This window comes from Niabella aquatica (assembly GCF_054779315.1).
Genome location: NZ_BAAGYM010000018.1, coordinates 53,069 through 76,562 on the forward strand (window position 1 = coordinate 53,069; position 23,494 = coordinate 76,562).

Here is a 23,494-nt window from a genome sequence, read left to right on the forward strand (position 1 = left end):
CTGGCGTCCATAGTAATTTTGTTGACGGCTGTATGGATTGCTATACAAATAACCCCCGTGCAGAATTGGCTGGTACATAAAGTTACATCACATCTTTCTAAAGATCTGAAGGCTCATATTTCCATAAAGCATGTAGAGCTTTCATTATTTAATAAAATGGATCTGCAGGGAGTACTGGTAAAAGACAGGCAGCAGGATACCATTTTAAGTGCCGGGGCTATAACGGTGAATATTACCGATTGGTTCTTCTTTAAAAAGAATATTGAACTGAAGTATATTGGATTGCAGGATGCTTATATACACCTGCAAAGGAGCGATTCTGTATGGCGCCATCAATTTCTGGCAGATTATTTCTCAGGTCCTGATGAATCACCGAAAAAGAAGGAAAATACGATCAACCTGGCTTTGCGGGAAATTGATCTGAAAAATATATGGGTAAAGCAGCAGGATGGGTGGATAGGCCAGGATATGACGGTGTCTCTTGCTTCGCTGAATACCGTTTCGCGAAAGGTTGATTTTAAAAAGAAGCTCATCGATATTCACTCACTTAATATTAACCAGCCTTATTTTGCGATTCTGGATTATGAAGGCAACCGGCCGCCCCGCATAAAGAGCAAGGTGCCAAAGCCGGTGGTAACCGATACTTCTACGCTGGATGTAAATAGTAATAAATGGAAGATATTTGTAAATACGCTTACACTCAAAAACGGTACGTTTAAAAGCGATAACCACTCACGGCCCTTAGATCCTGCTGCCTTTGATGGCAAGCATATTGAGTTTGCAAAAATTTACGGCAATTTTAAAAATGTAAAATGGGAAATGGATACGGTAACTGCTTCCATTCGGCTAAGTACGATAGAGCGTAGCGGTTTCGAGGTAAAGCATCTTATTGCCCAGGCTAAATTTACGCCCCATGAAATGACCTTTGAAGATCTTGATATTCAAACCAATGATAGCCGCCTGTCTAACTATTTTAGCATGCGTTACGACGATTTTGACGATATGAACGATTTTGTAGAGAAGGTTACAATGGAGGGGCGGTTTGAAAATACGGAGATCAACAGCGATGATATCGCTTATTTTGCCCCTGATCTGAAGACCTGGAAAAAGCGGATCAGGCTGAATGGAAACATTAAAGGCCCTGTTTCCTCTTTGATAGGGAAAAACCTGGATATCCGTGCTGGAGATAACACCCATTTTGCAGGTGATGCTAACATAACAGGGTTGCCGGAAATAAACAGCACCTATCTGGATATAAAAGCTAATGAGTTCAAAACAGTATATGCAGATGCCATAGCTTTTATTCCTCCCTTGAGAAAAGTAAATAACCCCGATTTAAGTAAGCTGGGCTATGTTAATTTCAAAGGCAATTTTGCGGGGTTTATAGATGATTTTGTAACCTTTGGCACCCTGCAAACAGCATTGGGCACTATAAAGGCTGATGTGAACCTGAAGCTTAAAAATGCAGCATATCCCATTTATTCAGGAACCGTTTCTACACATGATTTTAATTTAGGACCCTTAATAAAGGATAATAATGTAGGGTATGTAAGCCTTAATGCTACTTTGAAGGGCGCGGGCTTTAACCCACAAAGCGGTAATGTTGCCCTGGACGCCCGTATACAATATGTTGATTATAAAAACTATCGCTACCGGGATATTACGCTCGACGGGGAATTAAATAAGAAAATCTTTGACGGGTCGGTGATTGTCAATGATCCCAATGCCCATCTTAACATGCATGGCCTCGTAGATATGAGCCGGAAAATACCTGAATTTAATTTCATGGCGAACGTAGATACGCTGAATTTGTACAATACCAAACTGTTCAAAGAAAATATTGCTTTCAGCGGCAGGGTAAATGCACAATTTTCAGGTAATACTATTGACGACTTTTTAGGCAGCGCTACTATTGCCGGTGCCTCCCTTACCAGGAATGGGCTGCCGCTTTCTTTTGATTCATTATCTGTAAGCTCATCAGTCGAAGAGGAGCAGAAGCATTTAAGCATTGTGTCCAACGAGTTTAGCGCCAATGTATATGGTGTTTTTAATATACGTGATCTGCCTAATTCTGCATTGGCTTTTCTCAGCAGATATTACCCGTCTTACATAAAAACACCGGCTGCTAAAGTACCTGAGCAGTTCTTTACTTTCGATATAAAGACCTATAATTTTACAGCTTTTGCCACCATTATTGATAGCAGTTTATCGGGATTTAATAATAGCCGTATTTCGGGGAGCATTAACACCACCCATAATAATCTTTCACTGGATGTAAACGTCCCCCATTTTAAATACAGGCAATTTGAATTCTTCAATACAGATATTGATGCTGCCGGAACTTACGACAGTCTTACTTTATATGGCAGCGTATCAGATATTGGGATAACAGACAGCCTGAGGATACCCCTGGCTACTTTTAATATACAGGCACATGAAGATGTGTCGCTGGTAAGCATTTTAACAGGTTCAGGTAATAGCAGGTCGGTAGATGAAGCACGCCTGAATGCTGTTGTAAATACTTACAGCAATGGTGTGCGTATAAAATTTAGTCCATCGGGCTTTATGCTTAACGGCAAGGCCTGGAGCATTGAAGACAAAGGCGAGCTGGAGTTTAGAACCAATGCCCCGGCCCATGGGCTGCTGGTATTAAGAGAAAGCACGCAGGAAATAAAGATCGAAACCCTGCCTTCTGACATAGGTAGCTGGAATGATGCAGCCATTACTTTTAAGAGCATAAATATCGGCGATATTGCACCTTACCTGCTTCCTCATAACAGGCTGGAAGGTTTGGTAGATGCGCATGTGCTGGTTGAAAACCCCGGTAAAAACATGAAGATCAGCTCAGGGGATTTTGTTGGAAGAGCTATAAGACTGGATAATGATTCCATAGGGGATCTGGGCGCTACTATAGTGTTTGATATGCCAACGCAGGAGTTACAGGTGAATGGCAGCACCCTTGGCCAGGGCGATAAAAGCCTTGCTTATAACATTAAACTTTATTTAAAGAGCCAGGAAACCCAGGCTAATAATGTTATTGCCTTAAAGCCAAAGAATTTTGACCTCAGGTATATAGACCGCTTTCTCAATACCTTGTTTTCAGATATCAGCGGAAGTGTTACAGGCGATTTCCAGGTAAAAGGCCCCCTTAATGCAGTAACCGTCGTCGGTAAAGGGCGTTTGCAGGATGCCGGTTTAAAAGTTAAATTTACCCAATGCTATTATAAGATACAGAACAGGGAAATCGAGCTGAGCGAAAATGAGATCAACCTTAATGGAATAGTACTGGAAGATACGGTTACAGGGAATCCCGTTTATTTAACCGGTAGCATTTTACATAGTGCTTTTGACGATATGTTTTATGATATTACAGTATCTACACGTAAGCCCGGCACACGCGATGCCCGAAACAACAGGCCCGTACAGGTACTGCATACCACGTATGCCGATAATAAATTATTTTATGGCAATGTAAAAGCAACAGGTTCTTTTGTACTGGTAGGTTCGGAAGATAACAGCTTTATGAAAATCGATGCTATTGCCACTGATAGAGAAGAAAGCAGCTTTACGATTGCATCGGCCAACAGCTACGCAGGTAAAATGCCCGAATGGCTGGTAGAGAAAAAACATGGGGTTGAAGTAACAGACAGCCTTATAGAAACGCAGGGAAGCGGGTCGAACATGTCCTACGAACTGGATGTAACGGCCAACCCCAAAGTGCTGATGAAGTTTGTAATGGATGATCTTACCGGTGACCAGATAGTAGGGCGGGGTTATGGTGCCCTGAACATTAAGGCAGGGACAACCGAGCCTCTTGCTATAAGGGGAAGGCTGGACATAGAAGAAGGTACTTATAATTATACCTTTAAATCGTTTTTCCCTAAACCTTTCGAAATTATTAAAGGTACAGAAAACTATATATCCTGGACAGGCGATCCCGTAAAAGCCAACATTAATATACAGGCAAAGTATAAGGCTGAACGGGTAAGTTTTGCACCGCTGGCCGGGATTAATATAGATCAAAGCTATGCCAATACAAGAGAGAACGTGTATGTGTATGCTGCCCTTACGGGCCAGCTCTTTAAGCCGGAGTTTAAGTTTGAGTTGCAGTTAGATCCTAACAGCCGGTATAACAACGATTTTAATGTAACCAATGCCTTACAGCAAATTGAAAGAAGCCAGACAGAAGTAACCAGGCAGGTTACTTATCTGATTGTGTTCAATAGTTTTGCCCCGCCTCAGACAGGTGTATCCAATATTGGTATTGGGGCAGCGGTAAACGAGCTTACCTATAACACGATATCAAGTTTATCAGGATTGCTGTTTAACGAGGTGAACAAAAAGCTGAATACAGCCCTGGCTTCATTATTTGGGCAAAACGTACGATTGAATTTCAGTGGATCGGTTTATAACCGTAATGTCTTTGGCGTTAATACCGGTAACTTTAATATCAACCAGGCTAATGTAAGTGGCTCTCTATTAGTGCCTTTCTTCAAAGACAGGCTTGTCATTTCTTTGGGAAGTTCGCTCGAAGTGCCCTTACAGTCTACCCTGCAGCAAACGGTACAGTTTCTGCCCGATGTTACGGCCGAGTGGCTGCTGAATGCAAGCGGCAGCATCCGGCTCAATTTATTTTACAGGGAGAACCTCGACTATCTTACAACATCCAGTTCGGGAGCAGCTAAAACACTTAAAAGAACCGGCGGGGGTATATCTTTTAAACGCGAGTTTAATACATTAAAAGAATTATTTACCAATGCCAGGAGGCGGTCAGAACGTGAAGTTAGCAGGAATGCTGCGCTATATGCAGATTCTGCCAACAGGGTACAGCCTGTTCCTGCCGATAAAAAAGATGAATTTCCAGTACCTCAAATGGTACCCGAAAAGTAGCCTATAACCCGCAGTTGCAGTCATCCATCCGTCAGCTGTCATCTCAATGTAACCACGGCTTCAACAGGGAAGTGATCAGAAGGGAATTTCCCAAAATAGGTATCGGTAAGAATGCCCCACTTTACAACCTTAAATTGTTTGCTGATAAAGATATGATCAATAACCTCGGTGTTTATTGAGTTGCTTTTAAAAGCGTTGAAAGACCCGTTGTTCTCATATGGATGTTCTACGTCTCTATAGCTGTCCCGCAGCATTGCAGAGCCGGCGATAATTTTATAAGGTTCAGCGCTGCGCTCTGCATTAAAGTCTCCGGTTAAAACAGCAGGAGCGCCTTTGGCTATTTCCGCTATTTTTTTGAGCACCAGCTTACTGCCTTCCAGCCTTGCTGTTTTACCCTGGTGATCGAGGTGCAGATTGAAAAAATAAAATTTCTTTTTAGATTTTTTGTCCTGTAAATACACCCAGGAGCAGATGCGGTTGCAGCAGGTGGCATCCCAGCCCAATCCGGGTTTGTCAGGTGTTTCGGAAAGCCAGAAATCGCCGGAATTTAGAACCTGGAATTTATCTTTTTTATAAAATATGGCCGAATGCTCTCCCTTGTCGCTGCCATCGTCGCGGCCTTTCCCGTAGCGGCTGTATTGTGGTAATGCGGTTGTCAGTTCGTTTAGTTGTTCGGGCAGGCCTTCCTGTGTGCCAAAAATATCAAAATCGTGATAGCGTATCAGGCTGAACATAGCGCTTTTCCTGTCCTTCCATAAGTTGCCGTTATCATTGGCACTGCCATAGCGGAGGTTGTAGGTAGCTATAGTATAGGTTTGGGCTGTTAGGGCTATAGCTGGCAGCAGCAGTGAAAACAGCAAAACGTACTTTGTAACTGATTTTTTAAAAGGCATGTATCCGGTATTTTTTCGGAAAGGTAATTATTTAAGACAAATGAGTTACTATTTTCCTTTCAGGCTATTAGTTATTTCATTAATCTTTTGCCAGATTTGTGTAAATCAAGCGCTTGCTTTAATACCGACTGAATCGCTTTGACAGGCAGATCTTTACCAGGGTCAAATAACATTATTTTAAAACGGGCGCGTTTTTCAGCTATTAAAAGCGGGTGTTCAATCAATCTTCCTTCTGCAAGGGATAGATAGGGCTGCTTAAACTTTTTATGATACCAGGTATAGCACAGCATCTTTCCTTTATAATAAAAAAAAGGGAGGGCATACTTCCATTCTGCGGTTATGTCTTTATCTAGTTCAAGAATTATCTGCCGAAGCGCCAGCAAACAGCTTTTCAGTGGCTCGGGCTGCTTTTCGTAGAAACGGTCCAGCTCTTTCATCATTTCTTTGTAACAGAGTTTTTTTGGTACTGTAGCTATCTTTTCCTCTTTTTCTTTAAGAAATTAAAGTTACACGGTTTATAAAATCTGCGGGTAAAAGGTCGCCCGGAAGGAAATAAACAGTTCCCCGAAGCTTTAAAGGCTTCTTCAAAATTGCCACATCATATCTTTCGCTTTAGGCGCAGCTTTTTTAATGAAAGTGCGGATTATATTGACAGAAATAGCGGCTCCTGACCAACCGGCATTTAGTTTTCAGCAAGTCACCAACCAGTACCCCGGAACCAGCAACTTAAAAATCGTGACCCAGCTTCTCACGCTTGGTGCTTAAATATTTCTCGTTGTGCTCATTGGGCGAAATAACGATGGGCACATTTTCAACAATCTCCAATCCGTAACCTACCAGCCCCACACGTTTACGCGGGTTATTGCTCATAAGGCGCAGCCGCGTTACATTCAGGTGCCGCAGTATTTGTGCGCCCACACCATAGTCGCGTTCATCCATTTTAAAGCCCAGGTGCAGGTTCGCTTCTACGGTATCCATACCTTCTTCCTGCAGTTTGTAAGCTTTCAGTTTATTCATAAGGCCAATACCGCGGCCTTCCTGGTTCATGTATAAAATAATCCCTTTTCCTTCCTGCTGCACCATTTGCATGGCCGTATGCAGCTGGTCGCCACAGTCGCAGCGCAGACTGCCCAAAATATCGCCGGTAAAGCAGGAGGAGTGTACTCGGGTAAGCACCGGTTCCTCTTTTTCCCAGTTTCCTTTTATTAATGCCAGGTGTTCATTATTGCTGTTCTTATCTTTAAACGCTACCAGTGTAAAATTGCCATAATGGGTTGGCATTTTTACGCGGACAATTTCCTCTATAAGCGAGTCGCGTTTGAGTCGGTATTCGATCAGGTCTTTTATTGAGATGATTTTCAGATCGAATTTTTCAGCCACTTTCAGCAGGTCGGGCAGGCGTGCCATACTGCCGTCTTCCTTCATTACTTCTACCAGCACACTGCCATAGGGATAAGGGTACCCGGCCAGCCTTGTGAGATCGGTGGCGGCTTCGGTATGGCCCACCCGGCGCAAAACACCGCCTTTTTTAGAGCGGAGCGGGAACACATGCCCCGGGCGCCCCAGGTCTCCGGGACTGGTAAAAGGATTATTTAAGGCATCGATCGTTTTAGCCCTGTCATGTACCGAAATACCGGTAGTGCAACCATGCCCCAGCAAATCTACCGAAACCGTAAACGCGGTTTCGTGCAGCGCAGTATTATTGATTACCATCGGGGCAAGGCCCAGTTCATCACAGCGTTCCTCGGGTAGCGGGACACAGATCAGGCCGCGGCCGTGTGTGGCCATGAAATTCACCATTTCGGGTGTAATGGCTCCTGCGGCGGCAATAAAATCGCCTTCATTCTCACGGTCTTCATCATCTACTGCTATTACAAGTTTCCCTTGTTTAATAGCTTCAATGGCGCTTTCTATTGAATCGAGCATATATCAAATTTTTCGCAAAGTTAAATAATTGGGGGCTGTCAGCTGGGAAATATAAATAAGCTATAGTTCCGGCTGCTTCGTGGTTCCGTGCTTCGCACCGCTTCGTTCCTCGTCGCACTCAGCATCCGGCAGCCATTCAGCATCCGGATATGTTAATAACACCCATCCTGAACAATTGTTGTATTTTTAGTTTTCATTAAAAGGAAGAAGTGATTTTTAAGCGGTTGTGCAAATACCTGTTTGTGATGTTGCCCCTGTTATGGGGTTGTGGCGGCGCCAATAATGCCGATGACAACAACAGTTCACCTGGTAATGATGTTCCTGTTATCAATTATTCAGTAACAGCTACCTATCCTCACGATACAACTGTTTTTACTGAAGGACTCGTTTTTTACAAAGAAAAATTGTTTGAAAGTGGCGGCGCGCCGGAAGAGCTTCCTTTCACAAGGTCAGTGATTGGGTATTACGATCCGGCTTTTAAGGTATTTACTCCCAGGGTGGAAATAGACCGGAAGCAATACTTTGGAGAAGGCATCACTTTTCTGCATAACAAATTGTATCAGCTTACTTACACCAATCAAAAAGGATTTGTGTATGATGCCGGAACTTTTAGAAAAACCGGCGAATTCAGCTATAAAAATAAAGAAGGCTGGGGGCTTACAACCGATGGGAAATATATTGTTATGAGTGATGGAACGGCTAATCTTACCTGCCTGGATCCGCAAACATTACAGCCGGTAAAGGTTTTAAAGGTTACGCAAAACGGAATGCCCCGTGATAGCCTTAACGAACTGGAGTTTATAAAAGGCTATATATATGCCAATGTGTGGACAACGAATGATATTGTAAAAATTGATACGGCAACCGGACATGTAGTAGGTAAAATGGATCTGACATCCATTGTAAACGAAGTGAAATTCCGTAAGCTTAATGCTGATGTACTGAATGGAATAGCTTATAACCCGGCAACCGGCAAAGTATATGTTACCGGTAAACTGTGGCCAGGTATTTATGAGATTGATTTTGTGAAGTGAGCTAAAGCCATTACCCAAAAATGGGAACAGCTTTAAGCGGTGATCTTTATGCGATCCTTCAGCCAGCTCTCCTTTACCGGCACGATCCATTTATCTTCCAGTTCCTGTTTTGTACCAACAAGATTATTGAAATAGAGCGTGTCAGGCGTTATAAAACCATTATCCAGCGCGTATTGCAGCTGGGAATAGGGGACCAACTGTAGCTTGTCTTTGATTACAAACGCAAGAGTAGTTCTGTCAAACAGTTGAATGCCATATGCGCTTTCCAAAGATTTTACAAAACGCACAGAGCTATCGGTACTGCACCCGCCTACGCCGGTTACGGTTTCATCAGCCATTAATATTACAAACTGCCCGAAAAACAAAAATCCGGCAGCTTTTACATCATCGCCATGGCTTTGCCACTGCCCGGCAAAATCATTCAGCCTTTGTTCTGCGTCCAATGCTTCGCTCATCGTTAATAAGCGGCTGGACTGGTACACCCAAACACGCGAGGCACCGCTAAAATCTTCAGGCAGTAATTCTTTATAACTTAGGTTCATAATACAAAGATAGTTTATTGTTCATAGTTCATGGTTCATAGCCCGGCAACGTAAATTGTACGATGTAAGATGTACGGTGTAAGAGATGTGCATATTGAACATTGAGCATTGATTGTTGATTATTTATCTAAGTATAGAGTTTCTGTATTATTTAGTTCATGGTTAATAGTTCTACATTTAATATTTTCATTGATCGCTGAACATTAAATATTGAGTGTTCGGGTATTATATACAACAGGCGGAAAATTTTCAATAATCAATTTTCAATAATCAATTTTCAATGTTTGTATTCGGAAGCGATTATCCCGGTCTTCGATCTTTCCGACTTTTCTGAACTCCGACTTCCGGACTTTTCATCAGGTACAGACAATAACAGCTATGAGTATAGAATTTCTATATCACATATTTAATAAGGTTTAAAGTTCCAGGTTTCTGTGCAAACGGGTAACCAACATCCAGTAACCAGCAATAGAATTGTACCATGTAAGATGTACGGTGTAAGAGATGAACGCTGAAGGCTGGAAGCAGAAGGCAAAAGCTAGAAGCTCACACTAATAACAGGTGAGGACTTAACATTCAACATTTAATATTCAACATTTTATATTTTACATTCTCTATTTCCTGTCAACTATCACCTGTCATCAGGCATCTATTTCCATACTATCTGCCACTATTTCTGCAATATCCAGTATTTTTATAGTACTTTCTTTCTCAGCATTTTTTACTCCGTCAGTGATCATTGTATTGCAAAACGGGCAGGCGGCTGCAATATAAGAAGCATTGGTGTCCAGCGCTTCCTGTGTGCGTTCAATATTAATACGTTTATCACCCTTTTCTTCTTCCTTAAATATCTGGGCGCCACCTGCTCCGCAGCATAAGCCTTTACTGCGGCAGCATTTCATTTCTGCCAGTTCTGCATCCAGCGATTCCAGCACCTTCCGGGGCGCCTCATAAATATGGTTGGCACGGCCCAGGTAGCAGCTGTCATGGTAAGTGATCTTTTTACCTTTAAAAGGCCCACCTTCTTTAATTTTTATCCTTCCCTCATCAATCAATTGCTGCAAAAAAGTAGTATGATGTATTACTTCATAAGTACCACCCAGCTCAGGGTATTCATTTTTTAAAGTATTATAACAATGCGGGCAGGTAGTAACTATTTTTTTTATGCCATAACTATTAAGTACCTGTATATTCTGGTAGGCCATCATCTGAAATACAAACTCGTTACCGGCCCGCCTTGCCGGATCGCCCGTGCACATCTCTTCCCTGCCCAGGATTGCATATTTTGTTTGGGTAGCATTTAAAATCGTTGTAAAAGCGATGGTTATTTTTTGGGCACGCTGGTCAAAGCTGCCAGCACAACCCACCCAGAATACTATTTCCGGAACTTCGCCATTTGCAAATATTTCAGCTACTGTAGGTACTTGCATCATGCTGTTTTGTTATATGCATAACCGTAAATAAAGGGTATACGCCCGTGTACCCGATAAAATTAATTCATTTTACTGCACGGGCTTTTATATTTGCTAAATATTCATGCAAATCAGGAAATTTTTTGAGGTCCTATTTAACTGGGAATTGTGGCATTTTAATGTTTTGTATGCACCTATATCACCAGTGTGGCTCTGGTACTGTATTAAAAGCAGGTCGCTCTGGTTTTTTACCCCTTCCAATCCCGGAATTACTTTTGGCGGATTTGAAGGTGAAGGTAAGAAGGAGATGTATAACTTACTGCCCCAAAGTGTGGTTCCTAAAACTATTTATATTAAGCAGGGGATTACTTTCGAAGATCTGTTGCGCCGTGTGCAGGAAGCAGGGTTTGCATATCCGTTTGTGGTGAAGCCTGATGTAGGAATGAAAGGTATCCTGTTCCGGATCATTGAAAATGAAGAACAGCTGAGAAAATACCACGAGCGTATACCGGTTAAATATATCGTGCAGGAAAAGATTAATTACGCAGAAGAACTCAGTGTTTTTTATTACCGCTATCCCTGGAAAGAAAAAGGAGTGGTATCGGGATTTATACATAAAGAGCTGCTGCAGGTAAAAGGAAACGGCGTAAGCACACTAAGAGAGCTGATAGAGAATCATCCGCAGGCCAGGCATCGGAAAGCTGAAATGGAATACAGGCATGGTCACCGGTTTGAAAGGGTGTTGCCTGGCGGTGAAATATTTTATTTGTCTTTTGCCGGTAATCATAACCGGGGAGCCAGGTTTACCAATCTTGAAAAGAAGATCGATGAAAACCTGGTAAGTGTATTCGATGCGCTAAGCAGGCAGACCGGTTTCTGCTATGGACGCTATGATTTAAAGGCGAACGCTGTTGAAGATCTGAAGCAAGGCAAAAATTTTACTATTCTCGAATATAACGGAGCCGGAGCGGAGCCTAATCATATTTATGATTGTGGTATGAGCCTTGGCAAAGCCTACAAAACCATTCTGCATCATTGGAAAGCTTTATATATGATAAGCCGGTATAACGCCAGAAACGGGAATCCCTATTGGTCGTACAAAAGAGGACGTAAATATTTACAGGCCGCCCGGAAACATTTTAAAATGCTGGAAAAATTTGATTAGCTTCCCCTTTGTGAACCGGTATTCTGCTGTTTGCTTACAAACGCATTTGTTTGGGGCTTTTGAGCGAATTTGGAGCCGCTGCTTTGTTTATTATCAGTTTTTTTATTGTTCTTTTTTCCTTTCTTATTATTTTGATTGAGTAAAGACATGTTGTTGCGTTTTTAAATTTTAACATTTCCAGAGATGCAATCTCACGAAATTCTTTTCAAAAGAAATACATAAAGGCCCATGAGTATCCCATAAAACAGGGCATCAAAGGTTACTACCCGTTAAAGATAATCATTAAATATACATGGGAAATTTGAAGGATAAAAGAATATGTGTTTAAAAACCTATTTTTGACTGAATTACTGCTCTATTACAATGGAAACCACCATCCGTTATATCTCAATAGACGATAACCTCCTGGACCAGTTAATGTTGCAGGAGTACGCTTCCTCTTTTTCTTTTTTAAAAAATGGCGGCCATTATAATACTCCCGGCGAAGGCCTTACCGCCATTAAAGAATTAAAGCCCGACCTGGTTTTTCTGGATATTGAAATGCCGGAGTTAACAGGGCTTGAAGTGCTGCGCGTTATAAGACAACAGGTTCCCGTTGCTATTTTTATTACTTCTCATCCTGAGTTTGCCCTGGACGGGTTTGAGCTTTATGCGTTTGATTATATACTAAAGCCGCTTACGGAGGCGCGGTTTGCGGTAACTGCTAAAAGGCTGCATGAATACTGGACAATGAAGCAGAAAGCGGCTGCTTATGAAGTGCTTTTTGAAAGAGGTTTCATTGTCATTAAAGAAGGCCACGAACAGGTAAAACTGCCCTTGCATGAAATTATTTACCTGGAAGCCATGCAGGATTATACCAAAGTAGTGACGGAAAAGAAAAACTATCTTACCTTAACTACGCTAACAGGCTTCCTGGAAAAGCTGCCTGCTGAGCAATTTGTTAGGGTGCACCGCAGCTATGCTGTGGCGTGTTGCAAAATAAACCGTATTGCCGGGAATAGCATAATATGTGGTGATGTGGCCATCCCTATAGGTAAAACGTACCGGACCGGAATGGCTCAGCTAAAACTATAAACTTAATAACCTCTAACCACCATGTATATTCAGTCACTTTTTACCACATTATTGGTTGTGTGTGCTCTTTGCTGTGCGCAAGCCCAAAGCAGGGGACAGCAGTCTTTGTTACAGGAAAAAAAGCAATCTGTTGAGCAAACACAGGCGGCTTTTTCCGGTAAGCCCGAGAGTTTTGATGCGCTTATTACTGATGGCAAAGCAGGGCTTGCCCTTACACCTAAAAATGATCATGCTGATCAGTATCTTTTCAGCCAGGCAATAGCTTCGGGTTATTATTATAAACAGCAGTTTGATTCGTCAAGTATTTACTTTGAAAAAGCGTATTCAGTGGCTGAAAAAGGAAGGTTAATAGAATTAAGCACCAAATCTTTAGGCAATCTGGTTTCCATTTATCATCATATGGGGCTGCAGCCTAAAGCCGACCGGGCTTTTCAGCAATTAAAATATGTAGTTGAAACGGTAGATACCTTAAAGAATAAAGGTGATATTTATTATAATATGGGGCTGTACAATCAGCAACAGAAAAGTTATTATACCATTGCGCTTAATTATTTTCTTAAAAGCGCTGAACTGTATAAGGCAAAGGTGGATACCACTTCTGTTCCCAAAATAAAAACCGATTATGCAGTTAAGCTGATGATGGTAGCCGAAATTTACCTGCAATTGAAGCAGCCTGAAAAGGCTTTGGAATACCTGGAAGTAGCAAGCCCTTATCTGGGTATTTCCATTCCCGTTGATATTACAGCTTATGGAAAGTTTGTCAGGGGCTATGCTATGTGGGGCAACCGGCTGCAGGCCATGAAATATTATGACCTGCTGCACCAAACCATTGCCAAAGCGCCCGGCACATGGTCTGAGGCCGTATCTTCCAACCTGGAAATAGCAGGATTGGCGCTCAAAGAAAATGATCCTCCAACGGCTATGGCATATATCAGCAAAGCTGATGTGCGGGCGAAACAAGACAATAAAGAGATCATGCTTTATTCCGTACACCTTGCTTATGGCGATTATTACATGGCATTGAGAGATTATAACGCTGCGCTCCGGTATTACAATATGGCACAACCGGTGGCAGGCAAATACAGCAGGGAGCAATATGCCGACTTGCTGAAATCTCTGACGGAAGCCAATATCATGACCAACAACACTGCCGCCGCACTCAACAGTTTTAAAAGTTATTGCCTTATTGCTGATACGCTGACCACACAAAAGGTATCATTGAACATTTCAGAAATGGAGGCTATTTACCAGAACAAAAGTAAACAGCAACAGATAGAAAATCAGGATATAGAATTGGATGCAGCACGCACACAGCGCTTCTGGATGGTTGGAGGGCTTTTATTGCTGGGTTTGATTGCTGTATTGCTTTTGATTATTTACAGAAACAAAAGAAAGACGGCATCATTGTTAGATGATAAAAACAAAACGCTCACTACCTTAAACCGGCAGTTGGATGCAGCTAATCAAACCAAGGCAAAACTATTTGGCATTATCGGCCACGACCTGCGTTCGCCCATTAACCAGGTGTACCAGTTTTTAAAGCTGCAGCAGCTAAATCCTGGTGCACTAAGCGAGCAGCAAAAACAAACTTTAAGCAGTAATATCCAGTAGGCTACCGGTTCTTTGCTTGAAACAATGGAAGATCTTTTATTGTGGAGCAAAACACAAATGAGCGAGTTTAAAATACAAACACAGCCGGTATGTATTGCAGAACTGGTAACTTCCTGTCAAAGCCTGCTGCAACTAAGCAGTGCAACAAAAAATATCCGCTATAAAAATGATATAATAAACAGTATTGTAATTGAGACAGATGTATATTATCTGCAAACCATTATCCGCAACCTTCTGCAAAATGCAATAAAAGCATCGCCCGATAACGGCACTATCTCTATTTCGGCTATAAAGCTTAACCATTCCTGCCTGATTACTATTGAAAATGACGGCCAAGCCTTCTCACAGCAGGACTATGAAAGCGCCATCGCTGACTGGCAAAATGCGATATCCGGCTCCGGGCTTGGTTTACATATTACTCGTGAGCTGGCTCAAAAAATAAATGCCGGTATTTATTTTTCCAATCCTTCGGGTAATAGTACTATTGCTACTATTTCATTACCAGTATAGCAGACTTGCATTCTTTCATCGATTTTTAAATTCCTTTCATCGGGTATATTTTTTAAGGCGCAGCATTGCTTTTTAGGTTTGTATTGGTAATAAATTATTTGATCATATAAACCAGCGAAAATGAAAAATATTTCAGCAATCTTACTGCTATCAGTGCTAATGGTTTCCTGCAAGGAAAATAAAAATACCATGCGTACTGATACAATTACCAAAGATGCTGCAGATTTGGCATTAGGGCTGGACAGGTCGTCTGGTCAAACGGCAAATTTTTCTGTCGGCGACATTACTTATTCAGGAAAAGTTTCTACTCAGTATTTTGGAGACAAAGCCAAAGATGGTTTTTCCATTGTTTGTCAGCAGGATGAACCTTACGCCCTGCTACAAGTCACATTTGCCACTGAAGCGCAGGCAAAAGGATCGTTAAAACCTGCCGAAGGTTTTTACTCTATGGAACCTGGAGAAGCGCATATTGCTTTATCTGGCGCTAAGCTTGGCAGTCAGGAGTTTGTTACCAAAGAGGAATCAACCGGTAGCATATCAGTAGAAGGCAATAAGCTGGTATTAAAGAACCTGAAACTTTTTAACCTTGATGGGCACAGTAAGACGGTTAATGCAGCGTTAGCATTTTAGATAATGTGCAATGTAATATACAGTCCACTGTCAATTTCCCGGTATTCCCGACCCCCGGACTTTTCTTTTCCTTCATCGATTTTCAATTGCCGTTCATCGGTCATATTTGCCTGCACGCACCTGTACAATTTATTTTTTATATAAACATTTAAAAACAATTAGAATAATGCATATGAAAAGAGTAATGCTGCCAGCGCTTATTTTTTCTGCACTGTTGTTTTCCTGCGGCGATAATACCGGTAAAAAGGTAAACGATACTGTAACAGAAAAAGCCGCCGAAGCCGGACTTACCGTTAATGATGAAGAAGACAAAACCGGCAAATTCAGTTTTGACGGCAAAGAGGTAAGCGGCAAAATACAAACCCAGTACTTTGGCGACAAGGAAAAGGGTAATTTTTCAGTACTCTGCGAGCATAACGAAAGCAATGATCCTGCAAACGCCAATTTTGAACGGCTGCAGGTTATATTTCTAACCGAAAAAGACGCTACCACCAACCTCAACCTGAAAATATATGATGGAGGCTCTTCGCTGCCAATGACCGAGCCTGAACCCGGCATTGTTGCTGTTTCATTGGAGGGTGTAGGCAATGGACTGGATCAAAAATTATTTACCGGAACCGGGAAATCTACCGGCAGCATTAAGGTGAATAATCATACTGTAGAAATAAAAGACCTGGTTTTGTTTACCAGGGATGGTGAGAAAAGAACAGTAAACGCCACGCTTGAATTTTAGGTTCACTTTTTTGTAAATGTTCTATTCAATAAAAATTAAAAAAAATGAAACACCTGTTTATTTTACTATTAATAGCATGCACATTATTTTCCTGCTCTAAAAATAAAGATGATGTAAAACAGCCAGAAAAAAAATACTTTTTAAGCCGTACCAATACGGTATCCGGCACATATTCCGGAACAAATGAATATACATGGAATGATCAGGATCGTCTTACCGGGCAGATACAGGATAAGGGCCGTAGCTCAGAAACTGTGATCACCTACGATTATGACAGTAAGGGAAATATTACCAGCCTTCGCTATCCCAATTTGGGCAGTAACCGTTGGGAATATGCGTATGATGCGCAAGGCCGGCTGGCTACAAAGCAGGGATATAACAACGATGGGGCTAAAGGTATATTGTACCAATACAATTATTACGCCGACAGGGTGGAAGAAGTGCTGCCCGGTGGTGCTAAATATGTGTACACCTGGAGTGCCGATAAAAAAAGCGTTGCATCGTACAAAACCTATAATAGTTCAGGTACTCTTGTACAGGAATACCAGTACGTATATAGCAAAACCGTAAAAAATGCTTATTACGGAAGCGGCCAGGTTAGTTTTTTGAACAAAAGCGATTTTGCTACCGAAAGCTATGTCATCACCAATTATTATAATGGTGTTGCTGGAACGCCTGTAACCTACACCTATACTTACGAAGCCAACAGCGATGGATACCCTGTAACCAGCAGCCGGCGCAGCTCCGACAACAGTACCGTGTACACTACCATTTATGAATACATTATTAAATAGTAATTCAAAAACCATTATCATGAAAAGCATATTTGTGGTATTGATGGCAGCGTAGGGTTGATCTATGGCGGAGAACAGTTTGAGTTTATAACGGCTAAATAAAGCAGTCAAAAGTTATAGTTAATGGCTTAAAATAATACATACTATTTTAAAACCAAGGCTTTAACTATATAGAACTTGTTTAAACTTTTCAAAAATGCATGTCAGGCTGAGCCTGACGAAGCCGATTCCAGGAAAACTACATTTTTCTTTCAAAAAACTCAAATAGTAAAAGTTTAAACAACTTCATAGTAGTTTCTTTCAAAGATTGATGCGGCGTTGAACAGTAACATATAACAGCACAACAGCCGGCAGCGCGAAAAACAGGAGTCCGGCTTTGGGTCCGCTCACTGCCAGGGCTGCCATTGATATGGTGGACTATATGTTTAGCCTGATTGCGAAAGCCAGGGATAACCGGCAGAAACAACTGGATATCCTGCAGTCAGAGCTGCTTTCGGATAGGTATAAACTAAAGCCTTTTGGTTCTATTGTAAAATACCGGGCTGAGGGGAAGTAATGCAGACTGTAAAAGTTTAAATGTAAAATATAAAATGGCTTCCTTCAGAAATTGATGATTCCTGGCCTTGTGAACTTTTAAACCCTGCCCGTCCGGTCAGGCGGACTTTCAACTTTTCAATCATCTTCAACCATCTGTCAGCTTTGAACCTGGAACCCCGAATCTGAAATAACTTCACAATTCCGCTTAAACAATTAAATTTGCTGCTATTCAAGTAAATAGTATATGAGCGTAGATAAGCATGTGGAGGAAGAAAAAAGCCTCAATTTTTTAGAAGAAATTGTAGAGAACGACTTAGCGGCTGGTAAATATCAGTCAATCATGACCCGCTTTCCGCCGGAGCCAAACGGCTACCTGCATATTGGTCATGCCAGCAGTATTTGTCTTAATTTTGGATTAACCCAAAAATATGGTGGTGGTACCAATCTTCGTTTTGATGATACGAATCCTGTTACAGAAGATACGGAGTACGTAGAAAGTATTAAAGAAGATATTAAATGGCTGGGCTTTGAATGGGCCAATGAGCTGTATGCTTCCGATTACTTCGAACAATTGTATGCGTATGCAATAAAGCTCATCAAAAAAGGTCTGGCTTATGTAGATGACAGCAGCAGCGAAGAAATAGCTGCACAAAAGGGCACCCCCACGCAAGCGGGGCGCCGCAATCACTATGCAGAAAGAAGCACAGAGGAAAACCTGCAGCTGTTTGCCGATATGCGTGCCGGGAAATATAAGGATGGGGAAAAAGTACTGCGCGCCAAGATAGATATGGCATCACCTAACATGCTGATGCGCGATCCCCTGATCTATCGTATCAGGCATGCCTCCCATCACCGTACCGGGGATGCATGGTGCATTTATCCCATGTACGATTTTGCGCATGGCCAAAGCGACTCTCTTGAGCATATCACCCATTCTATCTGTACCATGGAATTTGTGCCGCACCGGGAAGTGTATGACTGGCTCATTGAAAAATTAGAAATATTTCCTTCTAAACAGTATGAGTTTGCCCGGCGTAATCTAAGCCATACGGTAACCAGTAAAAGAAAACTGTTGCAGCTGGTGAATGAGAAACATGTTATTGGCTGGGATGATCCCCGGATGCCTACCATAGCCGGTTATCGCCGCCGGGGTTATACGCCTGAAAGTATCCGCGATTTTTGCGAAAGGATAGGAGTGGGTAAGCGGGAGAATATGGTAGATGTTGGCCTGCTTGAGTTTTGCGCCCGTGAACACCTCAACAGAATCGCTTTAAGAAGAATGGTTGTTTTCGATCCGGTGAAACTGGTGATTACCAACTACAGCCTTGATAGTGAAATATTACTGGCAGAAAACAATCCCGAAGATAGCGGTAGCAGCAGCAGGAAAATCAGCTTCAGCAATGAGCTTTACATTGAACACGAGGATTTTATGGAAAATCCGCCTAAGAAATACTTCAGGTTGGCACCCGGGCAAAAAGTTCGCCTAAAGCATGCTTATATTATTCAGTGCGATGAAGTGATAAAAGATGAAGCCGGTAATATTATACAGCTAAACTGTACATATATCCCAGAGAGCAGAAGCGGTTCAGATACATCAGGCATCCATGTAAAAGGAACCCTGCACTGGGTGAATGCTAAAGACCATATTGCCATACAGGTAAACGAGTACGACAGATTATTTACCGTGGAAGATCCGGCCAGTGAAGCTGGTGACTTTCAGTCCTATTTAAATCCGCGGTCACTTAAAGTTGTACCAAACGCCCTGGCGGAACCCGCGTTAAAAGAAGCTGGTCTTGGAGAACACTTCCAGTTTTTGCGCAAAGGATATTTCGTGCTGGATAAAGAAAGCCCTGAGGATAAGCTGGTATTTAACCGTACTGTAACATTAAAAGACAGCTGGGCAAAAACAGGGAAATAGTTATTTTCAGGGTTTAAAATAGCCCGGTATCATCCTAAGGCGAATAATTGAATGGGCTTGTTTTTTTATTAACTGCCTGCCTGGCCGGTTTTCGGGTTATTTTTTTATTCGTAAGGGAAGAGATAAGAATACCCCCTCCGTAATTTTACATGAGAAAAGTTGTCTGGCTCTCAATTGCGCCATCAGATTATTTTGCTAATAAAGTTTCGCTGTAATACGCGGATTCAGAAACGATCTTCCCTTTTTCATCAAAGCCCATACTGAGATGCATCGGCAGGGCAATAGCTTTTTTATCCGATTTTCTTACCAGGTTAAACTTCCACCACGACAGTAGCATTGCATCGGTTGCGCTGGACTGCTGCTATAACGATCCGGGCTATTTTGGGTGTTTAAACAGGAGTACGGTGTAACACCGCAGGAATGGAGGGGTGGTAAATAATTTTCTACGTCCTTATTGCCCGATTGAAAATTTTTCTTTTGATTTTTAATCTGTTATGAAAAATAATCATAATAAGGCTTTAACGATATTCAAATACCTGTTTGTATTTACAATACTATTTCGTAAGTTGAACTAACCTTTGGGATTTTTTATGTTTAGCATTCGTGATTTTTTACTGGGCAGTGAAAACTGGTGGTTCTTATTGGAAGTGCTGTTGCGCTGCCTGATTTCATTTATTGTTGTTTTGCTGGCTTTAAGGCTTACCGGCAAAAAAGGTGTACGCCAGCTTACCGTATTTGAGCTGGTCATTATTTTAACGCTTGGTTCGGCTGCGGGAGACATGGGTTTTTACAGCGATGTTGGCGTATTACCAGCTGTACTTACCATTGTAAGCATCATTATTTTTTACAGGGCTATTACTTACCTGCTTTTAAAATCAGATAAAATAGAAAAGCTGATCGAAGGGGAGCCTGTAGTCATTATAAAAAACGGCCGTTATACAGAGGAGATCGTGAAGAACGAGAATATATCTTTCGATGAATTTTTTATGGAACTGCGCCTGGCAGGCATTGAGCACCTGGGCCAGGTAAAGTATGCTATTCTTGAAGTAAACGGAGGGGTGAGTGTTTTTAAACGGTCCAAAAAAGATACAAAGCCAGGCTTGCACATCCTGCCCGATAAAGTCAAAAAATTCTACACAGCTCAATATCCCCGGGATGGATTTTATGCCTGTGTTTGCTGCGGTTTTACCGAACCTAAAATACAGGGAACTGTTGATACCTGTACAGCTTGTGGAAAAGTTAAATGGTCAGAGGCAAGCGATGCCGAATGGACGTAAATTCAAACCGGTACTGCTGTCTTTGCGTGTAAGGGCAGCCCTTAAAATGGACGAGTATCATATTCTTTTGGTTGTAAATATAAAAACCCGTGCGTATACATATTTTTCGGTGTTTAACTTTTTTTAGTCCTGTTACTACCGGGAGAATTGGGGTGAGGTTTATGCGCGGAAATGTAGCCTGCCACCCATAAATCTCAGAATTCCGGTACCAATTTTAAAAATAGTATCTTTGCCCCTTAATTTTTTTGAAAAAATGAGCAAAAAAGGGAAAGTTTTGGTGGCTATGAGTGGCGGTATAGATAGTACCGTAGTGGCCCTTATGCTACACCATGAGGGTTACGAAGTAGTGGGTATTACCATGAAAACATGGGATTATGCCCAAAGCGGGGGCAGCAAAAAGGAAACGGGATGTTGCAATGTAGACAGTTTCAACGATGCCCGCATGGCAGCAGTACAGCATGGCTTCCCGCATTTTATATTAGATATACGCGAAGAGTTTGGAGATTTTGTAGTAAATGATTTTGTAGAAGAATACCTGGCAGGGCGTACGCCTAATCCCTGTGTACTGTGTAATACCCATATCAAATGGCGGGCGCTTTTAAAGAGGGCAGATGCGCTGGGCTGCGAATTTATAGCAACCGGGCATTATGCAAAGATCCGGCAGCACGAGAACAGCCGTTATGTTATTAGTAAAGCAGTAGATCCTACCAAGGATCAAAGCTATGTGCTTTGGGGACTGCAGCAGGATCTGCTTCGCCGTACCTTATTGCCGCTGGGGGGATATCATAAAACCGAGATCAGGCAAATGGCGATTGATTACGGCTATCCTGAGCTGGCTAAAAAAAGTGAAAGCTACGAGATTTGCTTTGTGCCCGATAATGATTACCGGGGCTTTTTAAAGCGCCGCGTAGAAGGACTGGAAGAGCGTGTGAACGGCGGTTATTTTGTAGATAAGCAGGGGAACATCCTGGGCCGGCACAAGGGATATCCGTTTTATACCATCGGGCAGCGCAAAGGACTGGACATTGCCCTGGGTAAGCCGGCATTTGTAACCGGGATTGATCCTTCAACGAACACTGTAACCCTTGGCGACGAAGCTGATCTTGATAAGAATGAAATGCTGGTAGGTAAGCTGAACATGATTAAGTATGAAACAATAACACCCGGTATGGAAGCTGTAACAAAGATCCGGTATAAAGACAGTGGTACTTTAAGTAACCTGTATCCCGGAAATGGCGGTATACGTGTAGCGTTTTATGAGAACGCCAAAGGTATTGCACCCGGGCAAAGCGCTGTATTCTATGAAGGTGACGATGTTATCGGCGGAGGTATCATACAGTCTGGTAAAATGATCTAAGTTTGTAATAATTATGAGGCCAGCGCCGATGCTGTTTCATTAAACATGCTGTATATTACGATCAACTTAAAATACAATTTGGTGAAATACCTGTGCATGCTGTTTATTTCTGTTCTGCTTTTTTCCTGTAATGAGAAAAAAGAAATTTTTGAAACAGACAGTGTTGCAGATTATATGCCGCTGGTGATAGGTAAATCCATCACCTACCGGTTAGACTCTACTGTTTTTCCAAGAGGCGGTTCTGTGATTGAAGTACACAAATACCAGGTAAAGCATACCATTACCGGCGAAACTACCGATAACTCCGGGCGAAAAACTTTTATAGTACAACGGCAGATCAACAACGAAACGGCTACCGGCAGCTGGGTAAGCAATGGTACGTATTTTATTACTGCTTACGACAATAAAATTGAAGTGACTGATAACAACCTGCGCGTGGTTACACTGCAAGCCCCTTTAAGGCAGGGCTTTACCTGGAAGGGAAACAGCCAGCTGCCCTTTGCACCCTATGGGTCATTGTTTGACATGAGCACCGGCTATGATATGAACACCTGGAGCTTTGTTTATTCATATGCTGCAAATGAAATCGTTGAAGAGCAGGAATACAGCAATGTATGGACGGTCGAGCAGCACAACGAAACGATCAATATACCACCTACTTCTGAAACGAAGATCGGTACCAAAGAAGTTGCTGTTGAAAAATATGCCAGGGGCATTGGCCTGGTGTATAAAGATTTTCAGCTGTATGAATACCAGGGCGCTGGTGGTGCCGGCAACACGTCTGCCCATTACACCGGCTTTGGTATTACCATGTGGATGGTGGGGTATGAGTAAGTTGCCGGTTCCGAGATACTGGTTGCTGGATGCTAGGTTATGATAACTATAAAATGCCGCGTTGCAGTTTAATAGCAAGTTGTAACTCCTGTTATAATTCAACGCTCAATACTCAATTGTAAGACAATCCATAAATGATCATTGGGCATTGATTATTGATTTTGTTTCGCAGACACTTGGCCCCATCACCGACAACTTACAGTTAACTTAACACTAGTTATTTTACTGGTTTGGGGTTGTAATCCTCGGACTTTTGAGGGTCTTCCTGAAAATATGTAATGCAGTGTAGGCTTGTATTTTATTAGCAAAAGAATATAAAAAATGCCTCATTTGGAGCAAAAATTGCTTTAAGTGAGG

The 23,494-nt window shown here is 42.1% G+C and carries 21 protein-coding genes; 14 read left to right on the forward strand and 7 right to left on the reverse strand.

The window, feature by feature from the left end; all coding sequences use genetic code 11:
- Positions 1-57: 57 nt before the first annotated feature.
- Positions 58-4,890: a translocation/assembly module TamB domain-containing protein gene (locus ACYVBM_RS15125; RefSeq protein WP_460686522.1), complete on the forward strand. Its 4,833-nt coding sequence runs from the start codon at positions 58-60 to the stop codon at positions 4,888-4,890.
- A gap of 38 nt (positions 4,891-4,928) precedes the next feature.
- On the opposite strand, the gene ACYVBM_RS15130 is transcribed toward ACYVBM_RS15125, so the two are convergent.
- The 3 genes from ACYVBM_RS15130 to ACYVBM_RS15140 form a co-directional block, all read right to left on the reverse strand.
- Positions 4,929-5,783 carry an endonuclease/exonuclease/phosphatase family protein gene (locus ACYVBM_RS15130; RefSeq protein ID WP_460686523.1) on the reverse strand — a complete coding sequence of 285 codons (855 nt, stop codon included), beginning with the start codon at positions 5,781-5,783 and terminating at the stop codon, positions 4,929-4,931.
- Between the two features lie 71 nt (positions 5,784-5,854).
- On the reverse strand, positions 5,855-6,223 hold the full coding sequence (locus ACYVBM_RS15135; RefSeq protein ID WP_460686524.1) for a DUF1801 domain-containing protein: 369 nt from the start codon (positions 6,221-6,223) through the stop codon (positions 5,855-5,857).
- A gap of 286 nt (positions 6,224-6,509) precedes the next feature.
- Complete coding sequence (locus ACYVBM_RS15140; protein WP_460686525.1) at positions 6,510-7,709, reverse strand: bifunctional 3,4-dihydroxy-2-butanone-4-phosphate synthase/GTP cyclohydrolase II; 1,200 nt, start codon at positions 7,707-7,709, stop codon at positions 6,510-6,512.
- A gap of 209 nt (positions 7,710-7,918) precedes the next feature.
- Between ACYVBM_RS15140 and ACYVBM_RS15145 the strand changes: the two genes are divergently transcribed.
- The gene (locus tag ACYVBM_RS15145) at positions 7,919-8,743 is read left to right on the forward strand and encodes a glutaminyl-peptide cyclotransferase (protein WP_460686526.1); all 825 of its coding nucleotides are present in this window, start codon (positions 7,919-7,921) and stop codon (positions 8,741-8,743) included.
- A gap of 32 nt (positions 8,744-8,775) precedes the next feature.
- On the opposite strand, the gene ACYVBM_RS15150 is transcribed toward ACYVBM_RS15145, so the two are convergent.
- Together ACYVBM_RS15150 and ACYVBM_RS15155 are read right to left on the reverse strand one after the other, a co-directional pair.
- On the reverse strand, positions 8,776-9,285 hold the full coding sequence (locus ACYVBM_RS15150; RefSeq protein WP_460686527.1) for a hypothetical protein: 510 nt from the start codon (positions 9,283-9,285) through the stop codon (positions 8,776-8,778).
- 641 nt (positions 9,286-9,926) lie between these two features.
- Complete coding sequence (locus ACYVBM_RS15155; RefSeq protein ID WP_460686528.1) at positions 9,927-10,718, reverse strand: (Fe-S)-binding protein; 792 nt, start codon at positions 10,716-10,718, stop codon at positions 9,927-9,929.
- 103 nt (positions 10,719-10,821) lie between these two features.
- Here ACYVBM_RS15155 and ACYVBM_RS15160 point away from each other — a divergent pair, with 103 nt between their 5' ends.
- Positions 10,822-11,862: a hypothetical protein gene (locus ACYVBM_RS15160; protein ID WP_460686529.1), complete on the forward strand. Its 1,041-nt coding sequence runs from the start codon at positions 10,822-10,824 to the stop codon at positions 11,860-11,862.
- Here the strand turns inward: ACYVBM_RS15160 and ACYVBM_RS15165 are convergent.
- Complete coding sequence (locus ACYVBM_RS15165; RefSeq protein WP_460686530.1) at positions 11,859-12,011, reverse strand: hypothetical protein; 153 nt, start codon at positions 12,009-12,011, stop codon at positions 11,859-11,861. The genes ACYVBM_RS15160 and ACYVBM_RS15165 overlap by 4 nt on opposite strands.
- Before the next feature lie 214 nt (positions 12,012-12,225).
- Between ACYVBM_RS15165 and ACYVBM_RS15170 the strand changes: the two genes are divergently transcribed.
- The 8 genes from ACYVBM_RS15170 to ACYVBM_RS15205 all read left to right on the forward strand — a co-directional run bounded on the left by ACYVBM_RS15170 (position 12,226) and on the right by ACYVBM_RS15205 (position 19,669).
- Positions 12,226-12,936, forward strand: a complete 711-nt coding sequence (locus ACYVBM_RS15170; protein ID WP_460686531.1) for a LytR/AlgR family response regulator transcription factor — start codon at positions 12,226-12,228, stop codon at positions 12,934-12,936.
- 21 nt (positions 12,937-12,957) lie between these two features.
- Entirely contained in the window at positions 12,958-14,547 is a 1,590-nt protein-coding gene (locus ACYVBM_RS15175) for a tetratricopeptide repeat protein (protein WP_460686532.1), read from the forward strand.
- 24 nt (positions 14,548-14,571) lie between these two features.
- Positions 14,572-15,057, forward strand: coding sequence for a sensor histidine kinase (locus tag ACYVBM_RS15180; RefSeq protein ID WP_460686533.1), 486 nt, complete (start codon positions 14,572-14,574; stop codon positions 15,055-15,057).
- A 120-nt stretch (positions 15,058-15,177) separates the two neighbouring features.
- Positions 15,178-15,687, forward strand: a complete 510-nt coding sequence (locus ACYVBM_RS15185; protein ID WP_460686534.1) for a hypothetical protein — start codon at positions 15,178-15,180, stop codon at positions 15,685-15,687.
- A gap of 172 nt (positions 15,688-15,859) precedes the next feature.
- Positions 15,860-16,420 (forward strand): hypothetical protein, encoded by a 561-nt coding sequence (locus tag ACYVBM_RS15190; protein ID WP_460686535.1) that lies wholly within the window; start codon positions 15,860-15,862, stop codon positions 16,418-16,420.
- Positions 16,421-16,464: 44 nt separating this feature from the next.
- Positions 16,465-17,214 (forward strand): hypothetical protein, encoded by a 750-nt coding sequence (locus tag ACYVBM_RS15195; protein ID WP_460686536.1) that lies wholly within the window; start codon positions 16,465-16,467, stop codon positions 17,212-17,214.
- A gap of 376 nt (positions 17,215-17,590) precedes the next feature.
- Positions 17,591-17,770: a hypothetical protein gene (locus ACYVBM_RS15200; RefSeq protein WP_460686537.1), complete on the forward strand. Its 180-nt coding sequence runs from the start codon at positions 17,591-17,593 to the stop codon at positions 17,768-17,770.
- 225 nt (positions 17,771-17,995) lie between these two features.
- Entirely contained in the window at positions 17,996-19,669 is a 1,674-nt protein-coding gene (locus tag ACYVBM_RS15205) for a glutamine--tRNA ligase/YqeY domain fusion protein (protein WP_460686538.1), read from the forward strand.
- A gap of 187 nt (positions 19,670-19,856) precedes the next feature.
- On the opposite strand, the gene ACYVBM_RS15210 is transcribed toward ACYVBM_RS15205, so the two are convergent.
- On the reverse strand, positions 19,857-20,006 hold the full coding sequence (locus ACYVBM_RS15210) for a hypothetical protein (protein WP_460686539.1): 150 nt from the start codon (positions 20,004-20,006) through the stop codon (positions 19,857-19,859).
- A gap of 253 nt (positions 20,007-20,259) precedes the next feature.
- Between ACYVBM_RS15210 and ACYVBM_RS15215 the strand changes: the two genes are divergently transcribed.
- From ACYVBM_RS15215 to ACYVBM_RS15225, 3 genes are all read left to right on the forward strand, one after another.
- Positions 20,260-20,946: a DUF421 domain-containing protein gene (locus ACYVBM_RS15215; RefSeq protein ID WP_460686540.1), complete on the forward strand. Its 687-nt coding sequence runs from the start codon at positions 20,260-20,262 to the stop codon at positions 20,944-20,946.
- A gap of 229 nt (positions 20,947-21,175) precedes the next feature.
- A complete protein-coding gene (mnmA, locus tag ACYVBM_RS15220) occupies positions 21,176-22,303 on the forward strand; it encodes a tRNA 2-thiouridine(34) synthase MnmA (protein WP_460686541.1) in 1,128 nt (375 codons plus the stop codon).
- An 81-nt stretch (positions 22,304-22,384) separates the two neighbouring features.
- Positions 22,385-23,137 (forward strand): hypothetical protein, encoded by a 753-nt coding sequence (locus ACYVBM_RS15225; RefSeq protein ID WP_460686542.1) that lies wholly within the window; start codon positions 22,385-22,387, stop codon positions 23,135-23,137.
- The last annotated feature ends 357 nt before the right edge of the window (positions 23,138-23,494 follow it).

What these genes read in the sequence shown, in the direction of transcription:
- ACYVBM_RS15130 (WP_460686523.1), bottom strand. Translation starts at nt 5,783, where the DNA reads ATGCCTTTTAAAAAATCAGTTACAAAGTACGTTTTGCTGTTTTCACTG.
- ACYVBM_RS15135 (WP_460686524.1), bottom strand. Translation starts at nt 6,223, where the DNA reads ATGATGAAAGAGCTGGACCGTTTCTACGAAAAGCAGCCCGAGCCACTG.
- ACYVBM_RS15140 (WP_460686525.1), bottom strand. Translation starts at nt 7,709, where the DNA reads ATGCTCGATTCAATAGAAAGCGCCATTGAAGCTATTAAACAAGGGAAA.
- ACYVBM_RS15150 (WP_460686527.1), bottom strand. Translation starts at nt 9,285, where the DNA reads ATGAACCTAAGTTATAAAGAATTACTGCCTGAAGATTTTAGCGGTGCC.
- ACYVBM_RS15155 (WP_460686528.1), bottom strand. Translation starts at nt 10,718, where the DNA reads ATGATGCAAGTACCTACAGTAGCTGAAATATTTGCAAATGGCGAAGTT.
- ACYVBM_RS15160 (WP_460686529.1), top strand. Translation starts at nt 10,822, where the DNA reads ATGCAAATCAGGAAATTTTTTGAGGTCCTATTTAACTGGGAATTGTGG.
- ACYVBM_RS15165 (WP_460686530.1), bottom strand. Translation starts at nt 12,011, where the DNA reads ATGTCTTTACTCAATCAAAATAATAAGAAAGGAAAAAAGAACAATAAA.
- ACYVBM_RS15170 (WP_460686531.1), top strand. Translation starts at nt 12,226, where the DNA reads ATGGAAACCACCATCCGTTATATCTCAATAGACGATAACCTCCTGGAC.
- ACYVBM_RS15175 (WP_460686532.1), top strand. Translation starts at nt 12,958, where the DNA reads ATGTATATTCAGTCACTTTTTACCACATTATTGGTTGTGTGTGCTCTT.
- ACYVBM_RS15180 (WP_460686533.1), top strand. Translation starts at nt 14,572, where the DNA reads ATGGAAGATCTTTTATTGTGGAGCAAAACACAAATGAGCGAGTTTAAA.
- ACYVBM_RS15185 (WP_460686534.1), top strand. Translation starts at nt 15,178, where the DNA reads ATGAAAAATATTTCAGCAATCTTACTGCTATCAGTGCTAATGGTTTCC.
- ACYVBM_RS15190 (WP_460686535.1), top strand. Translation starts at nt 15,860, where the DNA reads ATGAAAAGAGTAATGCTGCCAGCGCTTATTTTTTCTGCACTGTTGTTT.
- ACYVBM_RS15195 (WP_460686536.1), top strand. Translation starts at nt 16,465, where the DNA reads ATGAAACACCTGTTTATTTTACTATTAATAGCATGCACATTATTTTCC.
- ACYVBM_RS15205 (WP_460686538.1), top strand. Translation starts at nt 17,996, where the DNA reads ATGAGCGTAGATAAGCATGTGGAGGAAGAAAAAAGCCTCAATTTTTTA.
- ACYVBM_RS15210 (WP_460686539.1), bottom strand. Translation starts at nt 20,006, where the DNA reads ATGCTACTGTCGTGGTGGAAGTTTAACCTGGTAAGAAAATCGGATAAA.
- ACYVBM_RS15215 (WP_460686540.1), top strand. Translation starts at nt 20,260, where the DNA reads ATGTTTAGCATTCGTGATTTTTTACTGGGCAGTGAAAACTGGTGGTTC.